This window comes from Nocardia sp. CA-128927 (assembly GCF_050955855.1).
Taxonomy (GTDB): domain Bacteria; phylum Actinomycetota; class Actinomycetes; order Mycobacteriales; family Mycobacteriaceae; genus Nocardia.
Genome location: NZ_CP192087.1, coordinates 3735468 through 3753816 on the forward strand (window position 1 = coordinate 3735468; position 18349 = coordinate 3753816).

At 67.6% G+C, this 18349-nt stretch carries 23 protein-coding genes; 18 read left to right on the forward strand and 5 right to left on the reverse strand.

Annotated elements, in window-relative coordinates; translation table 11 throughout:
- Positions 1-3 precede the first annotated feature (3 nt).
- On the forward strand, positions 4-1413 hold the full coding sequence (der, locus tag ACQPW1_RS17645; protein ID WP_433665275.1) for a ribosome biogenesis GTPase Der: 1410 nt from the start codon (positions 4-6) through the stop codon (positions 1411-1413).
- A gap of 147 nt (positions 1414-1560) precedes the next feature.
- A complete protein-coding gene (locus ACQPW1_RS17650; RefSeq protein ID WP_433663763.1) occupies positions 1561-2319 on the forward strand; it encodes an acyl-[acyl-carrier-protein] thioesterase in 759 nt (252 codons plus the stop codon).
- A 37-nt stretch (positions 2320-2356) separates the two neighbouring features.
- Here the strand turns inward: ACQPW1_RS17650 and ACQPW1_RS17655 are convergent, their stop codons facing one another.
- Positions 2357-3844, reverse strand: coding sequence for a mannitol dehydrogenase family protein (locus ACQPW1_RS17655; RefSeq protein ID WP_433663764.1), 1488 nt, complete (start codon positions 3842-3844; stop codon positions 2357-2359).
- Between the two features lie 101 nt (positions 3845-3945).
- Between ACQPW1_RS17655 and ACQPW1_RS17660 the strand changes: the two genes are divergently transcribed.
- From ACQPW1_RS17660 to ACQPW1_RS17685, 6 genes are all read left to right on the forward strand, one after another.
- Positions 3946-4953 carry a sugar-binding transcriptional regulator gene (locus ACQPW1_RS17660; RefSeq protein ID WP_433663765.1) on the forward strand — a complete coding sequence of 336 codons (1008 nt, stop codon included), beginning with the start codon at positions 3946-3948 and terminating at the stop codon, positions 4951-4953.
- Positions 4954-4957: 4 nt separating this feature from the next.
- A complete protein-coding gene (locus tag ACQPW1_RS17665; protein WP_433663766.1) occupies positions 4958-6301 on the forward strand; it encodes an ABC transporter substrate-binding protein in 1344 nt (447 codons plus the stop codon).
- A 2-nt stretch (positions 6302-6303) separates the two neighbouring features.
- The gene (locus tag ACQPW1_RS17670) at positions 6304-7272 is read left to right on the forward strand and encodes a carbohydrate ABC transporter permease (protein ID WP_433663767.1); all 969 of its coding nucleotides are present in this window, start codon (positions 6304-6306) and stop codon (positions 7270-7272) included.
- Positions 7269-8129 (forward strand): carbohydrate ABC transporter permease, encoded by an 861-nt coding sequence (locus ACQPW1_RS17675; protein ID WP_433663768.1) that lies wholly within the window; start codon positions 7269-7271, stop codon positions 8127-8129. Before ACQPW1_RS17670 ends, ACQPW1_RS17675 begins: the two co-directional genes overlap by 4 nt.
- A gap of 9 nt (positions 8130-8138) precedes the next feature.
- Entirely contained in the window at positions 8139-9251 is a 1113-nt protein-coding gene (locus ACQPW1_RS17680) for an ABC transporter ATP-binding protein (RefSeq protein ID WP_433663769.1), read from the forward strand.
- Between the two features lie 150 nt (positions 9252-9401).
- Positions 9402-10481, forward strand: coding sequence for an amidohydrolase family protein (locus ACQPW1_RS17685; protein ID WP_433663770.1), 1080 nt, complete (start codon positions 9402-9404; stop codon positions 10479-10481).
- A 75-nt stretch (positions 10482-10556) separates the two neighbouring features.
- Here the strand turns inward: ACQPW1_RS17685 and ACQPW1_RS17690 are convergent, their stop codons facing one another.
- The gene (locus tag ACQPW1_RS17690) at positions 10557-11306 is read right to left on the reverse strand and encodes an IclR family transcriptional regulator (RefSeq protein WP_433663771.1); all 750 of its coding nucleotides are present in this window, start codon (positions 11304-11306) and stop codon (positions 10557-10559) included.
- Between the two features lie 300 nt (positions 11307-11606).
- Between ACQPW1_RS17690 and ACQPW1_RS17695 the strand changes: the two genes are divergently transcribed.
- Entirely contained in the window at positions 11607-12428 is an 822-nt protein-coding gene (locus ACQPW1_RS17695; protein ID WP_433663772.1) for a hypothetical protein, read from the forward strand.
- A gap of 39 nt (positions 12429-12467) precedes the next feature.
- Here ACQPW1_RS17695 and ACQPW1_RS17700 read toward each other — a convergent pair whose 3' ends face one another.
- The 3 genes from ACQPW1_RS17700 to ACQPW1_RS17710 all read right to left on the reverse strand — a co-directional run bounded on the left by ACQPW1_RS17700 (position 12468) and on the right by ACQPW1_RS17710 (position 14032).
- Positions 12468-12659 carry a hypothetical protein gene (locus tag ACQPW1_RS17700; protein ID WP_433663773.1) on the reverse strand — a complete coding sequence of 64 codons (192 nt, stop codon included), beginning with the start codon at positions 12657-12659 and terminating at the stop codon, positions 12468-12470.
- Between the two features lie 22 nt (positions 12660-12681).
- The gene (locus ACQPW1_RS17705) at positions 12682-13596 is read right to left on the reverse strand and encodes an IS982 family transposase (RefSeq protein ID WP_433654482.1); all 915 of its coding nucleotides are present in this window, start codon (positions 13594-13596) and stop codon (positions 12682-12684) included.
- Positions 13597-13825: 229 nt separating this feature from the next.
- On the reverse strand, positions 13826-14032 hold the full coding sequence (locus ACQPW1_RS17710) for a CsbD family protein (RefSeq protein WP_107655425.1): 207 nt from the start codon (positions 14030-14032) through the stop codon (positions 13826-13828).
- A gap of 168 nt (positions 14033-14200) precedes the next feature.
- Between ACQPW1_RS17710 and ACQPW1_RS17715 the strand changes: the two genes are divergently transcribed.
- From ACQPW1_RS17715 to ACQPW1_RS17755, 9 genes are all read left to right on the forward strand, one after another.
- Positions 14201-14767 carry an RNA polymerase sigma factor gene (locus ACQPW1_RS17715; RefSeq protein ID WP_433663774.1) on the forward strand — a complete coding sequence of 189 codons (567 nt, stop codon included), beginning with the start codon at positions 14201-14203 and terminating at the stop codon, positions 14765-14767.
- Complete coding sequence (locus tag ACQPW1_RS17720) at positions 14758-15360, forward strand: Asp23/Gls24 family envelope stress response protein (protein ID WP_433663775.1); 603 nt, start codon at positions 14758-14760, stop codon at positions 15358-15360. Before ACQPW1_RS17715 ends, ACQPW1_RS17720 begins: the two co-directional genes overlap by 10 nt.
- Positions 15357-15734 (forward strand): Asp23/Gls24 family envelope stress response protein, encoded by a 378-nt coding sequence (locus tag ACQPW1_RS17725; RefSeq protein WP_433663776.1) that lies wholly within the window; start codon positions 15357-15359, stop codon positions 15732-15734. Before ACQPW1_RS17720 ends, ACQPW1_RS17725 begins: the two co-directional genes overlap by 4 nt.
- Positions 15731-16048: a hypothetical protein gene (locus ACQPW1_RS17730; RefSeq protein WP_433663777.1), complete on the forward strand. Its 318-nt coding sequence runs from the start codon at positions 15731-15733 to the stop codon at positions 16046-16048. Before ACQPW1_RS17725 ends, ACQPW1_RS17730 begins: the two co-directional genes overlap by 4 nt.
- A 95-nt stretch (positions 16049-16143) precedes the next feature.
- Positions 16144-16644, forward strand: a complete 501-nt coding sequence (locus tag ACQPW1_RS17735; protein ID WP_433663778.1) for an Asp23/Gls24 family envelope stress response protein — start codon at positions 16144-16146, stop codon at positions 16642-16644.
- On the forward strand, positions 16645-16833 hold the full coding sequence (locus ACQPW1_RS17740) for a hypothetical protein (protein WP_433663779.1): 189 nt from the start codon (positions 16645-16647) through the stop codon (positions 16831-16833).
- A complete protein-coding gene (locus ACQPW1_RS17745) occupies positions 16830-17150 on the forward strand; it encodes an Asp23/Gls24 family envelope stress response protein (RefSeq protein ID WP_433663780.1) in 321 nt (106 codons plus the stop codon). The genes ACQPW1_RS17740 and ACQPW1_RS17745 overlap by 4 nt, the downstream gene beginning before the upstream one ends.
- A complete protein-coding gene (locus ACQPW1_RS17750; protein ID WP_433663781.1) occupies positions 17147-17680 on the forward strand; it encodes a DUF6286 domain-containing protein in 534 nt (177 codons plus the stop codon). The genes ACQPW1_RS17745 and ACQPW1_RS17750 overlap by 4 nt, the downstream gene beginning before the upstream one ends.
- Positions 17680-18255, forward strand: a complete 576-nt coding sequence (locus tag ACQPW1_RS17755) for an alkaline shock response membrane anchor protein AmaP (RefSeq protein ID WP_433663782.1) — start codon at positions 17680-17682, stop codon at positions 18253-18255. The genes ACQPW1_RS17750 and ACQPW1_RS17755 overlap by 1 nt, the downstream gene beginning before the upstream one ends.
- The last annotated feature ends 94 nt before the right edge of the window (positions 18256-18349 follow it).

Genomic DNA, 18349 nt, shown 5'->3' on the forward strand with positions numbered 1-18349 from the left:
GTAATGGCCGGCGACGGCATCTGGAGTGACGAAACCGATTGGGAGCTCACCGATCTCGACGGCGAGTTCGCCGGTGAAGAAGTACTGGCGATGCCGACGGTGGCGGTCGTGGGCCGCCCGAATGTCGGCAAGTCGACCCTGGTGAACCGTATCCTCGGCCGCCGCGAAGCTGTCGTCGAGGACATCCCCGGCGTCACCCGCGACCGAATCTCCTACGAGGCCAACTGGTCCGGGCGTCGCTTCCTGGTGCAGGACACCGGTGGCTGGGAGCCCGACGCCAAGGGCCTGCAGCAGTCGGTGGCCCGCCAAGCCGAGGTCGCCATGAAGACCGCCGACGCGATCCTGCTCGTGGTCGACGCCGTCGTGGGCGCCACCGCCACCGACGAGGCCGCGGTGAAGATGCTGCGCCGCTCCGAGATTCCGGTCATCCTGGTCGCCAACAAGGTCGACGATCAGAAGGTCGAATCCGAGGCCGCCGCGCTGTGGTCGCTCGGTCTCGGCGAGCCGCGGATGGTCAGCGCCGCGCACGGTCGCGGCACCGGCGATCTGCTCGACGACGTGCTCGCCGTGCTGCCGGAAACCCCGCGCGAAGGCACCGGCGGCACCGGTCCGCGTCGCGTGGCGCTGGTCGGCAAGCCCAACGTCGGCAAGTCCAGTCTGTTGAACAAGCTGGCCGACGACGAGCGCTCGGTCGTGCACGACGTCGCGGGCACCACCGTCGATCCGGTCGACTCGCTGGTCGACCTGGGCGGCAAGATCTGGAAGTTCGTCGACACCGCAGGCCTGCGCCGCAAGGTCTCGCATGCCAACGGCACCGAGTTCTACGCGTCGCTGCGCACCAAGGCGGCGCTGGAGGCCTCCGAGGTCGCGATCATGTTGATCGACGCCTCCGACCCGATCACCGAGCAGGACCTGCGGGTGATCAGCATGGTCGCCGACTCCGGTCGCGCGCTCGTGCTGGCCTTCAACAAGTGGGACCTGGTCGATGAGGACCGCCGCCTGCAACTCGACCGCGAGGTCGACCGCGACCTGGTTCGCGTGCCGTGGGCCCAGCGGGTCAACATCTCCGCGCACACCGGCCGCTCGGTGCAGAAGCTGGTGCCCGCCATGGAAACCGCGCTCGAGTCGTGGGACAAGCGCATCTCCACCGGCCGCCTGAACACCTGGCTCAAGGAAGTCGTCGCGGCCACCCCACCCCCGATGCGCGGCGGCCGCCTGCCTCGCATCCTGTTCGCCACCCAGGCGACCACCCGTCCGCCGACGTTCGTCCTGTTCACCACCGGCTTCCTCGAGGCAGGCTACCGCCGCTTCCTGGAGCGCCGACTGCGTGAAGAGTTCAACTTCGACGGCTCCCCGGTCCGCATCTCGGTCCGCGTCCGCGAAAAGCGCGAACGCACCTCCAAGAAGCGCTGACCTAGAGCCCCTAGAGCCCCGAGACGCCCGCGTCCCGGGGCTCTAGGGGCGGATGCGGCTATCGCGGGCCGAACTGTTATGTGAGATGCGTGACGCGCTGACCGTGCCGACGCGCGGGTGGGGAGGGTGACCTGGCATTATCCGAACATGGTCATTCCCAGCGTGCTGCCGGAACGTCCGACCGCCGGAACCCCGTTCGAAACGGGGTGGCCGGTACGTCTTGCCGATACCGACGGCAACCAACGCCTTCGGCTCGACGCCATCGCCCGCTATCTGCAGGACATCGGGTTCGAGCATCTCGACGCCGTCGAGGACGGTGACTCCCATCGTGGCTGGGTGGTGCGCCGGACGGTGATGGATGTGCTCAAGCCGATCCAGTTCGGTGAACGGGTCACCCTGCGCCGCTGGTGTTCCGGCCTGTCCACCCGCTGGTGCAACATGCGCGTCCAGATCACCGGCGACCGCGGCGGCGTGGTCGAGACCGAAGCCTTCCTGATCCACTTCGGCACCGAAACCGGCGTGCCGGCCCGGATGAGCGACCGCTTCATGGAGCCGATGCTGGCCGCCACCACCGAACACCGTCTGCGCTGGAAGGCCGCTCTCACCGACCCGGCGCCGACGGCCGACGCGCCCGGCGTGCGGCTGCGCCCCTTCCCGCTGCGCATCACCGATATCGACATGCTGGACCACGTCAACAACTCGGTCTACCTCAGCGGCGTCGAAGAGGTCCTCGCCGATCACGACGACCTGAAGTCGGGCCCGCACCGCGCGATCATCGAATACGTGAAACCGCTGAAGTCCGGCGACCACGTCGACCTGGCCGCACACCGCGCAGGCTCGGCGCTCGACATCTGGTTCACCGTCGCCGACGAGACGCACGCGGTAACCCGGATCCTGCCCATCTGACCGGCTCGTCCGGTCTCTGTCACAACGTCGGAACCGGCTAACCCGCCAGCTCCGCGACCGTTGCGCGAGCCCCCTTGGCGTACAACGAATCCAACGCCGCGACATAGGCACTCACGAACCGCGGCTCGTCGATCAGATTACCGAAAACCGAACGCTCACTGAGGAATGCGGTGCGATCGTCCCGTTGCCGACGAGCCAGCGGGACCAGCCGATCGCGCAGCCGGTCGACGATGTCGATCGGCTCGTCCTGTTCATCGATCCCCTCCGCGTACCGCGCCCAACTGGCGACAATCGCGGCCGCGCAGGTGATCTCGCCGTTCGCCGCGAGCCGCTGCCGAATCACCGGCAGCACCCACTTCGGTATCCGATCGGATGATTCCGCGCACAGCCGCGCCACGGTGTCGCCGATCGCCGGATTGGAGAACCGCTCGATCAACGTCTGCTTGTACTGGTCGAGATCGACGCCGGGCACCGGCCGCAAGGTCGGTGTCGCCTCGATGTCCATGTACCGCAACAGGAATCGGCGAAACACCGGATCCTGCGCCGCGTCGTGCACCAGCCGATAGCCGCTGAGATACCCGAAGTACGCCAGCGCCTGATGACTGGCATTCAGCAGCCGCAATTTCATCAACTCGTACGGCGCGACATCATCGACCAGTTGCACGCCGACCTCGTCGTAATCCGGTCGCCCGAGCGTGAACGAATCCTCCAGCACCCACTGTGTGAACGGCTCCGTCACCACCGGCCACCGATCCACCACCCCGTATCGCCGCACGACCTGAGCCGCGGCCTCGGGCGGTGTCATCGGCGTGATCCGATCCACCATCGAGTTCGGGAACCGCACCTCCCGCTCGACCCACTCGCCGAGCTCACGGTCGCGTAGCCGGGCGAACGTACTGAACGTGTCGTGCGCGACATGCCCGTTGCCCTCGATGTTGTCGCACGACATCACCGTGAACGGCGCGATGCCGCGCGCCCGCCGCCTGGCCAGCCCCTCGGTGATCAGCCCGAAGATGGTGGCGGGCAACGCATTCGGCGCGAGGTCGGCCCGGATATCCGGATCGTCGACATCGAACGCGCCGGTGGTCGCCGAGAAGTGGTAGCCGCCCTCGGTGACCGTGAGCGAGACGATGCGGGTGGCCGGATCGGCCAGCTTCTCCAGCACCGCCTCGGGATCGTCCGGCGCGAACAGGTACTCGACGATCGAACCGATCACCCGCGTATTCCAGCTGCCGTCCGGTCCCAGCACCGACAACGTGTACAGACCGTCCTGCTCGGTCAGCGCATCGCGCATCCGCCGATCGGCGGGCAGCACGCCCACCCCGCAGATGCCCCACTCGCGCGCCGCTCCGCGTTCGAGCAGCCGATCGATATACATCGCCTGATGCGCGCGATGAAACCCACCGACACCGAAATGCACTATGCCGGTGGTGATTCCCGACCGGTCGTAGGTCGGTACCGCAATGCCGGAGTCGAGGTCCCGCACGGTCGCGGCACGCAGCGGAACTCCTGTGTCCCAAGTCATAACTACCCCACCAGTGTTGTGTACGTCACACTTCGGATGGTACCCTCTGTGAGCAGTAGTTCACATGCTGAGCATATGCTCAGGCTCATTGAGGAGGGCGTGTGGCCACCGCCCCTTCCCGCCCGGGTACGCCCGACGACGTCCGGCTCGCCCTACGAGCCGCGCAGCTCTACCACCTCGAGGGCGCCACCCAAGCCGAAATCGCCGCCAAACTCGGTGTTTCGCGCCCGACAGCGGGCAGGCTCATCGCCAGGGCCCGCGCGCAGGGCCTGGTCCGCATCGAGATCAGCGTCCCCGACGACATGCGCGACTCGGTACACACCGACCTCGAAACCGATCTCGAGCGAGCATTCGGACTCACCGAGGCCGTCGTCCTCCGCGACGTACCCGACGGCTCCCCATCGGGTCTGCTGCCACTGGCCCGCGCCGCCGTCAGCGTGCTGGCCCGGCGGCTCCAACCCCAGGCCACCCTCGGATTCACCTGGGGCCCAGAGACAATCGCCGTCGCCCGCGAACTACGCACCAAGTCCGCCCGCTGCGCCACGGTCGTGCAACTCGACGGATCGATGACCTCGGTCGACTACCAAACCGGCGTCGACTACACCCTCGGCCGCTGCGCCACCGTCCTACAGGCCACCCCCGTCCGCCTGAACGCGCCGCTCTATGCCGACGCGGCGACCGTGACCGCGCTGGAACAGGATTCGCTGCTCGGCCACCCCATGGCGCTCGGCCGCAACGCCGACGTGATGATGTTCGGCGTCGGCACCGTCTCCACCGCGACCACCCTGTTCGAGGGCAGCTACCTCGACACCGCCATCCTCGACGAGCTGCGCGGTCTCGGCGCCGTCGGCGAGATCGGCGGCCGATTCTTCCGCGCCGACGGCCGCGATGTCGCGGGATCGCTTGCCGCACGCACAGTTTCGGTGAGTCTCGATGCTGTGCGCGCCTGCAACTCCTCCTTGCTGATCGCGGGCGGGGAAGTCAAACATGAGGCCACCCTCGCAGTGCTGCGCGGCGGGCTGGCCAAGATCCTCGTCACCGACATCGAATGCGCGCGGTGGCTGCTGGAACAGAAGGAGGCCCTGGCCGATGACGTGGTCGAGGCATAGCACGATGAGAAGACACGCACTGGCACTGGCCATTTCGGCCGTCCTCGCCGCGGCAGGCTGCGCGGGCGCCGGATCCTTCAGTTCCGGCGGCGGCGACACCGTCACCATCGCCATGGTGTCGAACTCGCAGATGCAGGACGCGATTGCGCTGTCCGGCGAGTTCGAACGCGAAAACCCGGGCATCAAGCTGAAATTCGTATCGCTGTCGGAGAACGAGGCGCGCGCCAAGATCACCGCGTCGGTCGCCACGCACGGCGGCGAATTCGACGTCGTGATGATCAGCAACTACGAGACCCCGCAGTGGGCCGCCAACGGCTGGCTGACCGACCTGTCCACCTACGCCCGCAACACCCCCGGCTACGACGAGCAGGACTTCATCCCGTCGCTGCAGAAGTCGTTGTCGTACCAGGGGGATATGTACTCGGTGCCGTTCTACGGCGAGTCCTCGTTCCTGATGTACCGCAAGGACCTGTTCGAACAGGCCGGGCTCACCATGCCCGCCGAACCGACCTGGGACCAGGTCGCCGACGCCGCAGCGAAACTCGACGACCCCGACCACGGTCGCTCCGGTATCTGCCTGCGCGGCAAGCCCGGCTGGGGTGAGACGCTCGCCCCGCTCAACACCGTGATCAACACCTTCGGCGGCCGCTGGTTCGACGAGAACTGGCACGCCCAGCTGAACAGCCCCGAAGTTGTTCGCGCCGTGCAGTTCTACATCGACCTGGTGCGCAAGCACGGTGAGCCGGGCGCGGCCACCAGCGGCTTCGGCGAATGCGCAACGCAACTCTCCCAGGGCAACACCGCGATGTGGTACGACGCCACCTCCGCCGTCGGCGTGCTGGAAGATCCCGCGTCCAGCAAGGTGGTCGGCAAGATCGGCTACGCGCTCGCCCCGGTCCAGCAGAAGCCCAACTCCGGGTGGCTCTACACCTGGTCCCTCGGCATTCCGAAGACCAGCGAAAAGCCCGACGCCGCCTGGAAATTCGTCTCCTGGATGACCAGCAAGCCCTACATCAAGATGGTCGGCGAGAAGCTCGGCTGGTCGCACGTCCCACCGGGCAGCCGCCTGTCGACCTACCAGATTCCGGAGTACAGGGAAGCATCGAAAGCCTATGGGCCGCTCACCTTGTCGGCAATGGAAGGTGTCGACCCGGAACACCCAGGCGTGCAACCGGTTCCCTACACCGGCATCCAATTCATCACCATCCCGGAATTCCAGGATCTGGGCACCCGGGTGAGCCAGCAGATCAGCGCCGCGATCGCCGGCCGGATCAGCGTCCGCGACGCCCTCGACCAAGCTCAGCAGTACGCCGAGGTGGTCGGCAAGTCGTATCGAGAGAGCCAGTAATCATGTCCGAAACCACCACCGCCCCAGCGGCATCCAGCGCGGCGCCCGCCGCCCCGCCACCCCCGCTCGTCTCCCGGCGCGACCACATCTCGCGCGCCGAGGGTTGGCGCCGCCGCGGCCCGCTGCTGCCCGCGCTGATCTTCATGCTCGTCGTCACCCAGGTGCCGTTCGTCTTCACGCTGTACTACTCGACCCAGTCGTGGAACCTCGTGCGCCCGGGCTCCCGGCACTTCAACGGCTTGCAGAACTACGCGGATGTGTTCCGGGACAGCCAGTTCCGGGAGGTCGCGCTCAACACGGTGATCATGATCGTCGGTACCGTCATCATCTCGGTGATCCTCGGCCTGCTGCTCGCGCTGCTGCTCGACCGCGCGTTCTTCGGCCGCGGCGTCGTGCGCACCCTGCTGATCACCCCGTTCCTGGTGACTCCCGTTGCGGCCGCGCTCATTTGGAAGACCACCATGCTCGACCCGGTCTTCGGCCTGATCAACTTCGTACTGAAACCCTTCGGCGTCGGCCAGGTCGACTGGGTGAGCAAGTACCCGCTGCCCGCCGTGATGGCGGATCTGGTGTGGCAGTGGACCCCGTTCATGATGCTGCTCATCCTGGCCGGGTTGCAGTCCATGCCGCGCGACATCGTGGAGGCCGCGAAGGTCGACGGCGCCAACTCCTTCGCCGTCTTCCGTGAACTCACGCTGCCGCACCTGCGCCGGTTCATCGAACTGGGCGCGGTGCTCGGCGCCATCTACTTGGTCAACACCTTCGACGCGGTCTACATGATGACCTCGGGCGGTCCCGGCATCGCCAGCTCCAACCTGCCGTTCTACATCTACCAGCGCGCGTTCCTCGGCTTCGACATCGGCCAGGCGGCCGCGATGGGTGTCGTCACCGTCATCGCCACCACCGTGGTCGCCACCCTGGCGTTGCGGCTGCTGTTCAAGTCCTTCACCGGAAAAGAGGAAGCAGCATGACTGCGCCTACCCTCGACGAGAAACCCGCCACCAAGGTGCGCAGGCGCCGCAGCAAGGCGGGGATGTTCTGGAGCGCGCTGGCCTGGGCGGTCGGCATCGGCTTCTTCTTCCCGGTGCTGTGGATGGTGCTGACGGCCTTCAAGCAAGAGGGCGACGCCTACACCGACCCGCCGAAGCTGTTCTTCACCCCGACCCTCGACCAGTTCTCCGCGGTGCTGGACAGCGGCATCGGCACCACGCTGCTGAACTCCACCTTCGCCACCGCGATGTCCACGATCCTGGTGCTCGTCCTCGGCCTGCCCGCCGCGTTCGCGCTGTCGCTGCGCCCGGTGCGCCGAACCCAGGACGCGCTGTTCTTCTTCATCGGCACCAAGATGCTGCCGGTCGTCGCGGCGATCGTGCCGCTGTACGTGATCGTCGGCGATATCGGTCTGCTGGACAACATCTGGGCCCTGGTCATCCTCTACACCGCGATGAACTTGCCGATCGCGGTCTGGATGATGCGCTCGTTCTTCCTCGAGGTACCCAGCGAGCTGCTCGAGGCCGCGAGCATGGACGGCGCGAGCACCTGGACCGGTGTGCGCGAGGTGATCCTGCCGCTGGTCTCGCCAGGCATCGCCGCGACCGCGCTGATCTGCGTCATCTTCTCGTGGAACGAATTCTTCTTCGCGGTGAACCTGACCGCCGTTCAGGCCCAGACGATTCCGGTGTTCCTGGTCGGCTTCATCACGGGGGAGGGCCTGTACTGGGCCCGGCTGTCCGCCGCCGCGGTGCTCACCGCGCTGCCCGTTGTCCTGGCCGGTTGGATCGCGCAGAACAAGCTGGTGCGCGGTCTCTCGTTCGGCGCCATCAAGTAAGGAAAACTCATGGCCACCATTCGTTACGACTCGGCTTCCTGCGTCTATCCCGGCGCGGACACCCTCGCGGTCGACTCGCTCGACCTGGACATCGCCGACGGCGAATTCATCGTCCTGGTCGGACCTTCCGGCTCCGGCAAGTCCACCGCGCTGCGCATGCTCGCCGGTCTGGAAGAGATCGACGCCGGATCGATCCGCATCGACGGCGCCGACATGGTCGGCGTCCCGTCCAAGGACCGCGACATCGCCATGGTCTTCCAGAACTACGCGCTCTACCCGAACAAGACCGTCGGCGAGAACATGGGTTTCGCACTCAAGATGCTCAAAGTGCCGCTGTCCGAACGCAAACGCCGCGTCGCCGAGGCCGCCGAACTGCTCGGCCTCACCCCGTACCTGGACCGCAAACCGGCGAAACTGTCCGGCGGCCAACGTCAACGGGTCGCGATGGGCCGCGCGATCGTCCGGGAGCCGCGCGTCTTCTGCATGGACGAGCCGCTGAGCAATCTCGACGCCAAGCTGCGCGTGCAGACGCGCACCCAAATCGCCGCCCTGCAACGGCGTCTCGGCACCACCACCGTCTACGTCACGCACGACCAGGTCGAGGCCATGACCATGGGTGACCGCGTCGCGGTGCTGCGCGACGGCCGACTGCAACAGTTCAGCACCCCCGCCGAGCTCTACGACCGCCCCGCCACCGCGTTCGTCGCGGGCTTCATCGGCTCGCCGTCGATGAACCTGTGCACCGCGCCGATCGTCCCCGGCGGCGTCGAGATCGCGGGCGCCACACTGGAATTGCCGCGCGACCGGATGGCCCGGCTGGGCGCGGACGGCCTGGAAACCGTCACCGTCGGCATCCGCCCCGAACAGCTCGAACTGCACCGGGACGGAAGCGGTTTCGCCGTTACCGTGGAACTGATCGAGGAGCTCGGCAGCGAATCCTATGTCTACGCCCGGCCTTCCGACACCAAGGTCACCGGCCTCGACGGCGAGTCGTTCATGTTCGTGGCCCGCTCGGGAATCAGGTCGCCCGCGAAGCTCGCCGAATCCGTCAACCTGACGGTCACCGACCCCGCCGCGGTGCACCTTTTCCATCCGGAAACGGGTGCGCGGATTGCCGAATAGCCGAACCGCATGACCGATATCGAACAGTGCCTTCAGAAGAACAATGCGTTATCACTTCGTGTGCGGACAAACTCGCGGTCGGCTACTAACGTTCCCTAGCGGAGCGGTCGCACCCCGCCGCTGCACGGACTACCCGCACCGGAGGCTTGCGTGACCGTCGACTCCCCAGCGATCGGTAAAACCGCCCTGCACAACGTTCGCGTCTTCGATGGCCACGGCCTGACCGAGCCGACCACGGTGGTGATCGACGGGGCGGTGATCGGCACCGAGGCCGACGGCGCCGACCGGGTCGACGGGCACGGCGCGATCCTGCTGCCCGGCCTGATCGACGCGCACGTCCATCTGGCCGGGACGGAGTCGCTCGACCAGCTCGCCGCGCACGGCGTGACCACGGCACTCGACATGACCACCTGGCCGCCCGAGCGCCTCGCGGCCCTGCGTAACCGGCCGGGTACCACCGACATTCGCAGTGCGGGAACGCCGATCATCGGCGGGGGCGGCACCCACGTCCGGATTCCCGGCCTGGCCGAGCACGCGGTCATCCACGGTCCGGAGGAGGCCGAGGCGATGGTCGCCGAGCGCGCCGCGGCCGGGTCGGACTACATCAAGCTCGTGCTGGAAGCGCCGGGCGAGGGCGGTCCCGACGAGGCCGCCGCCAAAGCTGTTGTCGCGGCGGCACATGCCAAGGATCTGCAAGTCGTCGCGCACGCGGCGTCGTTAGGCGCCTACACTCTCGCATTGGACGCGGGGGCCGACATCATCACGCACATTCCGTCGGACGGTCAGCTACCGGCGGAGGACGTGCGCAGGATGGCGGCGGAAGGCCGAGTCGCCGCGCCGACCCTGGTCATGATGCAGGGCATCGCAAAAGCATTGGGCCGCCTCGGTTTCGCCGACAGCCTGGCCAGCGTCGCGACCCTGCACGCCGCCGGTGTGCCCATCCTCGCGGGCAGCGACGCCAACAGCGAGCCTGGCGTCCCATACCAGCCGCCGCACGGCGACTCGCTGCACCGCGAACTGGAGCTACTCGTCACCGCCGGACTACCCCCGGCGGAAGCCCTGCGCTCCGCGACCGCCCTGCCCGCCCAGTACTTCGGCCTGCCCGACCGTGGCACCATCGCCCCCGGCCTGCGCGCCGATCTCGTCCTCATCGACGGTGATCCGCTCGCCGACATCCACGCCACCCGCGCCATCGCCCGAGTCTGGTGCGGCGGCATTTCACACGCTTGATCGGTGGCCCGACACAAGGCGAGCCGTCGGGGTGTCGTCCAACTGCCTGGGCGACACCCTGACGGCTCTCCACCTTCAGAGCGACATGACTCCCTGTGATCGGAGCAGCCTGGTGAGATTGGCACTCACCAGCCCCGCCGCCCGCAGCACCGCCTCCGCCATCGCGGGCAGCCGACTCAGCTCGCCGACGGTCCCCGCCAGCGCGGCGACGACCTCACCGGCGGGCCCGCGCACCGGCGCCGCGACACAGGCCAGCCCGAACCGGCTCAGGTCGGTGTCGTAGGCCAGTCCGCGTTCCCGCGTCAGGGTGATCTGACGACTCCACTCGCGGGTCGAAAAACCCTCGGGTGGTAGGTGATTCGGATGCCCGATAGCCAGCACCTGCTCGGCGGCGGTGCCCGATGGCAGCAACACCCCGGCACGCAGCGGAAAGATCTCATCGATCTCGCGCCCGATGCCGCCGATCAGCATCGTGTGCCCCCGATCGGTCACCGACAGGCTGAAACCGCCCCGATCCGTCGCCGCCGTCAGCTGCCCGAGCGGCCGGGCCGAGGCGGACCGCAGCATTCGGGCCGGTTGCCAGGTCTGCCCGAGCCGGAACACCCGGGGCCCGATCTGATACCGGCCGCTGCGGCGTTGTACCGCTCCTTCCACCACCAATTGATTGAGTAACCGATAGGCCGTGGCCTTCGGTAGTCCGGCAGTCGACGCCAGCTGGGTCAAGCCCAGCTCGTCGCCGTGCGCGAGGGCCTCCAACAGGGCAAATGCCCCCTCGAGCACGCCGCGGCCCCCCATGGCCGCCTTCTCCATCGTCGCTTCGCTCACTCTCTGTCCTCCCATGCAGATACTGCAACGAACCGAGCACGTGCTGCTTATCGCTCCCGGTCCAACAAATGGAACGCCTGGTTCGCTGACCAGACCGACGACTTTCCCCGGACGGCCGGCCAGCTACAGCATTGGTCCGTCGCGCTGAACGGACACCAGGCGCTTTCTCTACAGGGAAGAGTCTCCGGTTCCCGCCCTTCACCCACGTTTCATCGACGTCTCACGGCGTCGAATCGGTGAGATGTGCGGTGCGACGACCACTCGGGGGAATTTCGAGCAAACGAAATCGAGGGAGATCACATGGTCGACAGTCTCTTCGCGGACGTGTCCTATTTTCAATCGCCGGTCGACGATTCCTATCCGCACGCAATCCTGAGCTTCCGCTCCAACGACGGCGACTTCCGCGATCCGAACTTCGGCGCGAACTACGAATGGGCTTGCCGGGCCGTCGATTCGGGGCGGCTGGCCTGCTTCATCGTGTATTTCTACTGGCGGCCGAACTGGCTGGAGACCGTCGAAACCCACCGCGAGATGGTAGCGCGGATGGGTGGTCCGCATCCGCGGCTGATCTCGATGATCGACGTCGAAGCGGGCGGCAATCCCGGCGGCGACCAGTCCGGCGGCATCAACGCCGCGTACTGGAATCTCGCCGACTGGCTCGGCGACCGGCGGCGGGTGATCGGCTATGCCAACCAGGGCGATTTCTACGGCATGTGGTCCGACCGCCCGGACGGATTGCGTGTGGTCGGCGCGGGCTACGGCCGTAATCCGCACCTGCCCGGCCAGCTCGCGCACCAATACACCGACGGCCAAGGCTTCGGCGGCGGCCTGCCCGAGGGCTGCCCGCCGTTCGGCGATTGCGACATGAACGCCGCCTACGAGATGTCGCCCCAGGATTTCGCCGCGGCCTGCGGCGTCGGAATAGAGGAGGAATTCATGTCCGCATTGAACGAGCTCGAGCAGCGCGAGCTGCTCGACAAGACCCGCGAGATCTGGACCCAGCTGCTCGGCCCGCAGGGCTTCGGCTGGCCGCAGCTCGGCCAGAACGAGAAGGGCCAGAACCGCACCCCGGTCGACGCCCTCGCGGCCGTCGAGGACGCGCTGGACAGCCCGCGGAAGTAACGTTGCGCCGCGATGCCGACCGGCATCGTGGCCGTCGCGTCAAACCTTGTGCGGCAGGATGATCAGCACGAGCGCGAGTCCGGCGACGATGCTGACGCACGCGGCGACAGTCGCGACCACGGACTCGGTCATGGCGGCGACGCCGATGGTCAGCGCCAGGCAGGTGGCCGCGGCCAGCACTGCGGTTCCCGGTTCGACACCGGCGATTCTGGTCGGTCGTTGATCAATCACTAGATGATTGATTCCAAGGGGATCAGTGGTCGTAGGCGGTCAGTGATCGGTGTACCGGTGCGCCGGTGGTGTCGTTGTGCCAGATCGCGGCGGTAATCGCCAGGATTCGTTGCAGGACACGCACTATGACTCCGCTGAGGGTGCGTCCACCGTGGCGTTCGAGATCGAGTTGGGCTTTGAACGTCTGGTTGATCGACTCGACGACCTGCCGTAATGGTTTGAACAGGGCGGCGCCAGGTCGTTCGGCTTCGCCCTTGCGAGCCGGCCGCAACAGCTGGATCCCGGTGGCGGCCAACTCGGCCTCGAACCCGGCACCGAAATAGTTCTTGTCGCAGATCAGGGTCTGTCCCGGTCGTTGGGCGGCCAGGGCGGGGTCACCGGCCAGGATACCCATCAGGGTTTCGCGTTCGTCGGCTTTCGCGCCGGTCAGAGCGAAACCGATCGGCAGCCCACCCAGGGTGGCGATCAAGTGCAGCCGCATGCCCCAGAAGAAGCGCGAATGCGAAGCGCAGTAACCGTATTCGGCGTATCCGGCCAGTTCGGAGCGCTTCACCGTTTCGCGGGAGCGCCCGCATTCCACCGGGGTGGAATCGGCGACCCATACATCGTCGGTCCACAGGCTTGTGTCGGTGGCCAGGTGCCGGATGGCGGCGGTGATCAGGGCGGCGGCTTTGCGGAGTCGTTTGTTGTAGCCGGGTTGCTGGGGCAGATACCGGAAGAGATGCCGTAGATGTTTGCGGGCGTAGCGCATCCAGCGGCGCTCGTTGGGGTAGCCCAGCAGGGCCTGCATCACGGCCAGGGCCACCAGTTCGGCGTCGGTCAACTGCGGGGTGAACCCGATCCGAGGGCGGGCAGGCGCCAGATCGGGGCGGGTCTTCACCAAGTCGTCGATCGTGACATAAAGTGCAGTGGCGAGGGTGTCGATTTCATTGCTCACAACCTTGATCTTCGGCGCCCTCGCCTACTTCGTCACATCGAATGCTGCTGTCGGGCAGAATCTTTCACTTCAGCACGGAGGAACAAGCACTGCGGCTGGGTGATCATCCATCAGGAGGTGTGTGGACTCGTCATGCACCACACCCCTTGGAATCAATCATCTAGTCATACCCCTGTTCGAGCCAGGCGGTGTGCGGCCGTATTCGCGACCGCACACCGCCCGGGCCGGGCTACTTGCCCAGCGCGTTCTTGGCCTTGTCCACCGCGTCACCGATGGCGTCCTTGACGTTCTCGACCGCGCCCTTGACCGCGGATTCGACCTGGTCCGCCTTGCCTTCGGCGCGCAGATCGTCGTCGCCGGTCGCGTTGCCCGCGGCTTCCTTCGCCTTGCCACCGAACTCGTCGACCTTGTTGCCGATCTTGTCGCTCAGAGACATTCGAAACCTCCGCTGTGTCGCGGCACATCCGGGTTGGATGCACACGTCGTAAGGACACGGCCGTTTCGCAAAGCGCACGCAGCAACCAATGAGACAACGATCACGTCATACTGGCCGTGACGGTTTCCAATCCCCGGTGTCTGAGTGATGAGCGGTGGAGGAGGTGCTGTGACCACGACAGAGACGGTTGCCGAGACCGCGCCCGACGATGCGACGCTGGTGAGCAGGGCGCGCGACGGCGATATGCGGGCCTATGAGCAGTTAGTACTGCGCTATCAGGCCCAGATGTTTCGTCTCGCGGTCAAGATGCTCGCCGACCGATCCGACGCCGAAGATGTCGTCCAGGAGGTCTTTCTCGGTGCCTGGCGCCGACTACCGCAGCTCAACGAGGACGCGGCCTTCGTCGGCTGGCTCTATCGCATGACGACCAATCGCTGCCTGAACGTGATCCGGGCCCGCAGGCCCACGGTCGAGGTGGACCCCGAGACCACCGAATCACCACGCTCGGATACCCAGCCCGAGCACGCGGTGCAGGTGAGCACCCAACTGGAAGCGCTGACCGCGGCGCTGCAGCTGCTCACGCCCGAACAGCGCGCCTGCTGGCTGTTGCGCGAGGTGCACGGGCTGACCTACGAGGAGATCGGCGACATCGTCGAAGTGAACACGACGGCGGTGCGCGGCCGGATAGCCCGAGCACGAGCCCACTTGTCCGAGGTGATGAAACCATGGCGGTGAACGGAACGACAGAACAGGACTACCGGCTGCCCTGCGGCCGCGAGATCGAACAGGTCTGGGATCGGCTCGACGCGGTCGAGGCCGGTCTCGGCGACGAACACGAGACGACCTGCCCGCACTGCCGGGCCGCCAGGGACAGCCTGCTGGCCCTGCGCGCGGCGACCAAAGAACTGATCGACGAACCGGATCCGGCGCCACCCGATCTGACCGGACGCATCATGTCCGCGGTCCGCGCCGAGGCCCGGCGTGGGCGGACGCTGGTCCTGCCGACACCCTCGCCGGGCACGGTCGAGGTGAGCGAACAAGCCGTCGCCACCGTGCTGCGCTACGCCGCCGACTCGGTGCCCGGTGTGCGCGCCAGGCAGTGCCGGGTGCGCCGGGTCGGGATGGGGATGGACGGGGAAACCCGAGTGGCCGTCGAACTCTCGGTCGCCATCCGGTTCGGGCACACCACGGTCGGCGAGGCGCTGCCGCTCGTGCGCGAACGGGTCACCGCGGCACTCGCCGCCCAGGTCGGACTGCTGCTGGAGACGCTGGATCTGGTGGTCGCCGACATCTACGAAGAAGACGAAACGGGGGGCGCGCGGCGATGACGACCGATGCTTTTTCCGAGGTGCGGATCGAGGCACCGGTCGTCGCCGCGGTGGCCGCGCAGGCCGCGTGCGCGACGCCCGGCGTGATCCGGCTGGAACCCGGTGTGCGCGGCCTGGTCTCGTCGCTGGTTCGAGTCGGCAAGCAGCGCTTGACCAGTGCCGACCCCGCGCCGTCGCAGGGTGTGCGGGTGCGCCGGAGCGCCTCGGGCGCGCTGAGTGTGCAAGTGGACGTGGTGATCTCGGCCGACCGCGCGGCGGCGGTGATCGGTCACGCCGTGCAACAGGAGGTTTCGCGGGTCGTGTTCGAACAGACGGGCCAGACGGTCGACGAGGTATCGGTGGCCATTCTCGATATCGAGCCGGAGCGGCCGTGACCCCCACCAGCGACATCATCGCCGTGATCCTGGGCGCGCTGGACACGATCGACGGTATTCGCCCCGCTACACCGCTCGGCGCGGAGGGCCCCGCCTGGTGGCCCTGGGATGCAAGAGGATTCGCGGTCGATGTCGGGCCGGACCGGATCGACGTGCGGGTCGCCGCAGCCGAACTGCCGTTGGCGCCGCTGCTGGAGAAGACCACGGCCGCCGTGCGCGCCGCGTTGGCCGGGACCGAGTGGTCCGACGCGCGCCTGCGCCTGGTGGTGACCGAGCTCGACGCCGGAGCCTTCGGCAGTCAGGGGGTTACCTAGCTCACACTGCCGGGACCGTGACGATCCGGCCGGAACGAGTGTCGAACCAGATGAAGCCGATGTCCGCTGTACCGCAAGGGAAATCAGGAGGAGCAATGAGCACCACCACGACGACTGACAAGAACACGGACACCAAGGCACCCGCGGACAAGGCGCCGGCGAACCGGGTTTCGTCCGCCGCGCCCGCCGAGAAGGACAGCAAGCTGGCCAGCGACCAGGGCACCACCTCCATCGCCGACATCGTCGTGCAGAAGGTGGCCGGGCTCGCGGCGCGCGAGGTGCGCGGCGTGCACGACCTAGGCGGCGGCGCGGCCCGCGCGTTCGGCGCCATCCGCGATCGCATCCCCGGCGCGTCGGCCAGTATCGGCCAAGGAGTCTCGGTCGAGGTGGGGGAGACCCAGGCCGCCGTCGACCTGGAGCTGGTCGTCGAATACGGCGTCGCCATCGCCGAATTGGCGCGTGCGGTGCGCCGCAACGTGATCAACGCGATCGAGCAGATGACCGGACTCGACGTGGTCGAGGTCAACATCAACGTCAACGACGTGTACATCCCCGGCGAGGACGACGAGCCCGCGCCGAGCAGCCGGGTGCAGTAGATGAGCGCCACAGCGATCTGCCTCGCGGTCGGTCTCGCGCTCGGCTTCGCCGGCGCGTTCGGCGGATTCGGCGCCTTCACCATCGTGCTGCTGTTCGCCGTGCTCGGCCTGGTGGTCGGCCGCTGGCTCGACGGTGAGCTGGACCTGACCGGGCTGCTGCAATCGGCACAGCGCAAGGGCAGGCGATGACCGCCGTCGCGGACGAGTATCCGGGCGTCACCACGGTGACGCCGCGCGCGGTCCAGCGGATCGTCGCGCAGGTCGCCCGCGAGGTGGCGGGCGTCGGTGCCGACGTGCGGGTCGAGGCAAGGGTTTTCGCGAACCGGACCGCGCTCGATGTCCGGCTACCGATCCTGTATCCGTCGCCGATCGGCCGGGTGACCGAGGCCTGCCGCGCGCATCTGGCCCGCCGGACGCGCGAGCTCACCGGACTCGCGGTGAGCGGCATCGACATCGTGGTGGCCGAGCTGACCACCGAAACCGTTGCCGGAAGGAGAGTTCGGTGAAACGCAGGCCGCGCCGGGTGATTCCGGCGATCGTGGTCGCGGTGCTGCTGCTCGCCGTCTGTGTCGCGGTGGCGGTGTCGCTGATCCAGCGTCTGGTCGGCGCGCACGAGTATCTGTCCTACGACACCGTCGCAACTGACCTGCACGGCATGACCTGGCACGACATGCCGGTGCTCGCCGTGGGTGTCGCGGCGATGGTGTTCGGCTTCGTGCTGCTCGCGATGGCGCTGTGGCCGGGCCGGGCCGCCGTGCTGCCGCTCGCCACCGACGACGGGATGTCCGCCGGAGTGACCCGCGGCGGCTTGCGCACGGTACTGCGCAGCACCGCGGACTCGGTGGACGGCGTCAGCTCGGCACGAATCCGGCTGCGCCGCAAAGCGGTCAAGGTGTCGGCGCGTACCAATCGGACCGGCGCCGACGGGCTGCCCGAAGAGATCTGCGAGACGCTCACCCGCCGGGTCCAGGAGATCGGACCGCCGGTGCGTCGCGTTCGAGCCAAGCTGCACGGACCGAAGACAGGAGAGGCGTGATGGCGCGCACCAACCGTCCGGCCGCGTTGAACCGGACCATGCTCGGGCTGACCGGCGTGCTGTTGCTCGCCGCGGGCTTGCTGGCCGTCGCCGCGCACTACGGGCGGCTGCGCTGGGTCCGGTCCGACGACACCCTCGTCCCCGGCACCGCGGCGCCGCCCACCTGGGTGCTGTGGGCCGCGGTGGCCGTCGCCGTACTGCTCGGTCTGCTGTGCCTGCGCTGGCTGGTGGCGCAGGTGTTCCGGATGCCGAAGTCGGTCACCTGGCGCACCGGCGGCACCGAAGTAGCCGGGACTACGGTGCTGGCGTCCTCGATCGCGGCGGCTCCGGTGGCCACCGACATCGAAAGCTACGAGGGCGTGCGGTCCGCCTCGGCCTGGCTGTCCGGCGGGCGCGCCGCACCCGAATTGCACCTGGTGGTGACCGCGGAACCGACCGCCGACATCGCCGAACTGCGCCGCAAGATTCTGGGCCACGCGGTCACGCGGCTGCGCGAAGCGTTGGAGGTCGAGGTCATTCCCGTGACGCTCGAGCTCGACTTCGCCGAGGACCGGCGACCCGCTCGGGTGCGCTGAGATTTCCCGGAACCCGGCGGGCCGAGGCGGCGCGGCAATCCGAGTCGGCCTACGGTAGTTTGGCCAGTTGGATCATCTCCGCACGTGCTCGAGC

Excerpts from the sequence above, each read along its gene's own strand:
- der (WP_433665275.1), top strand. The coding sequence starts at position 4 with ATGGCCGGCGACGGCATCTGGAGTGACGAAACCGATTGGGAGCTCACC.
- ACQPW1_RS17670 (WP_433663767.1), top strand. The coding sequence starts at position 6,304 with ATGTCCGAAACCACCACCGCCCCAGCGGCATCCAGCGCGGCGCCCGCC.
- ACQPW1_RS17695 (WP_433663772.1), top strand. The coding sequence starts at position 11,607 with ATGGTCGACAGTCTCTTCGCGGACGTGTCCTATTTTCAATCGCCGGTC.
- ACQPW1_RS17735 (WP_433663778.1), top strand. The coding sequence starts at position 16,144 with ATGAGCACCACCACGACGACTGACAAGAACACGGACACCAAGGCACCC.
- ACQPW1_RS17720 (WP_433663775.1), top strand. The coding sequence starts at position 14,758 with ATGGCGGTGAACGGAACGACAGAACAGGACTACCGGCTGCCCTGCGGC.
- ACQPW1_RS17650 (WP_433663763.1), top strand. The coding sequence starts at position 1,561 with ATGGTCATTCCCAGCGTGCTGCCGGAACGTCCGACCGCCGGAACCCCG.
- ACQPW1_RS17745 (WP_433663780.1), top strand. The coding sequence starts at position 16,830 with ATGACCGCCGTCGCGGACGAGTATCCGGGCGTCACCACGGTGACGCCG.
- ACQPW1_RS17740 (WP_433663779.1), top strand. The coding sequence starts at position 16,645 with ATGAGCGCCACAGCGATCTGCCTCGCGGTCGGTCTCGCGCTCGGCTTC.
- ACQPW1_RS17710 (WP_107655425.1), bottom strand. The coding sequence starts at position 14,032 with ATGTCTCTGAGCGACAAGATCGGCAACAAGGTCGACGAGTTCGGTGGC.
- ACQPW1_RS17680 (WP_433663769.1), top strand. The coding sequence starts at position 8,139 with ATGGCCACCATTCGTTACGACTCGGCTTCCTGCGTCTATCCCGGCGCG.
- ACQPW1_RS17675 (WP_433663768.1), top strand. The coding sequence starts at position 7,269 with ATGACTGCGCCTACCCTCGACGAGAAACCCGCCACCAAGGTGCGCAGG.
- ACQPW1_RS17665 (WP_433663766.1), top strand. The coding sequence starts at position 4,958 with ATGAGAAGACACGCACTGGCACTGGCCATTTCGGCCGTCCTCGCCGCG.
- ACQPW1_RS17755 (WP_433663782.1), top strand. The coding sequence starts at position 17,680 with ATGGCGCGCACCAACCGTCCGGCCGCGTTGAACCGGACCATGCTCGGG.
- ACQPW1_RS17655 (WP_433663764.1), bottom strand. The coding sequence starts at position 3,844 with ATGACTTGGGACACAGGAGTTCCGCTGCGTGCCGCGACCGTGCGGGAC.
- ACQPW1_RS17725 (WP_433663776.1), top strand. The coding sequence starts at position 15,357 with ATGACGACCGATGCTTTTTCCGAGGTGCGGATCGAGGCACCGGTCGTC.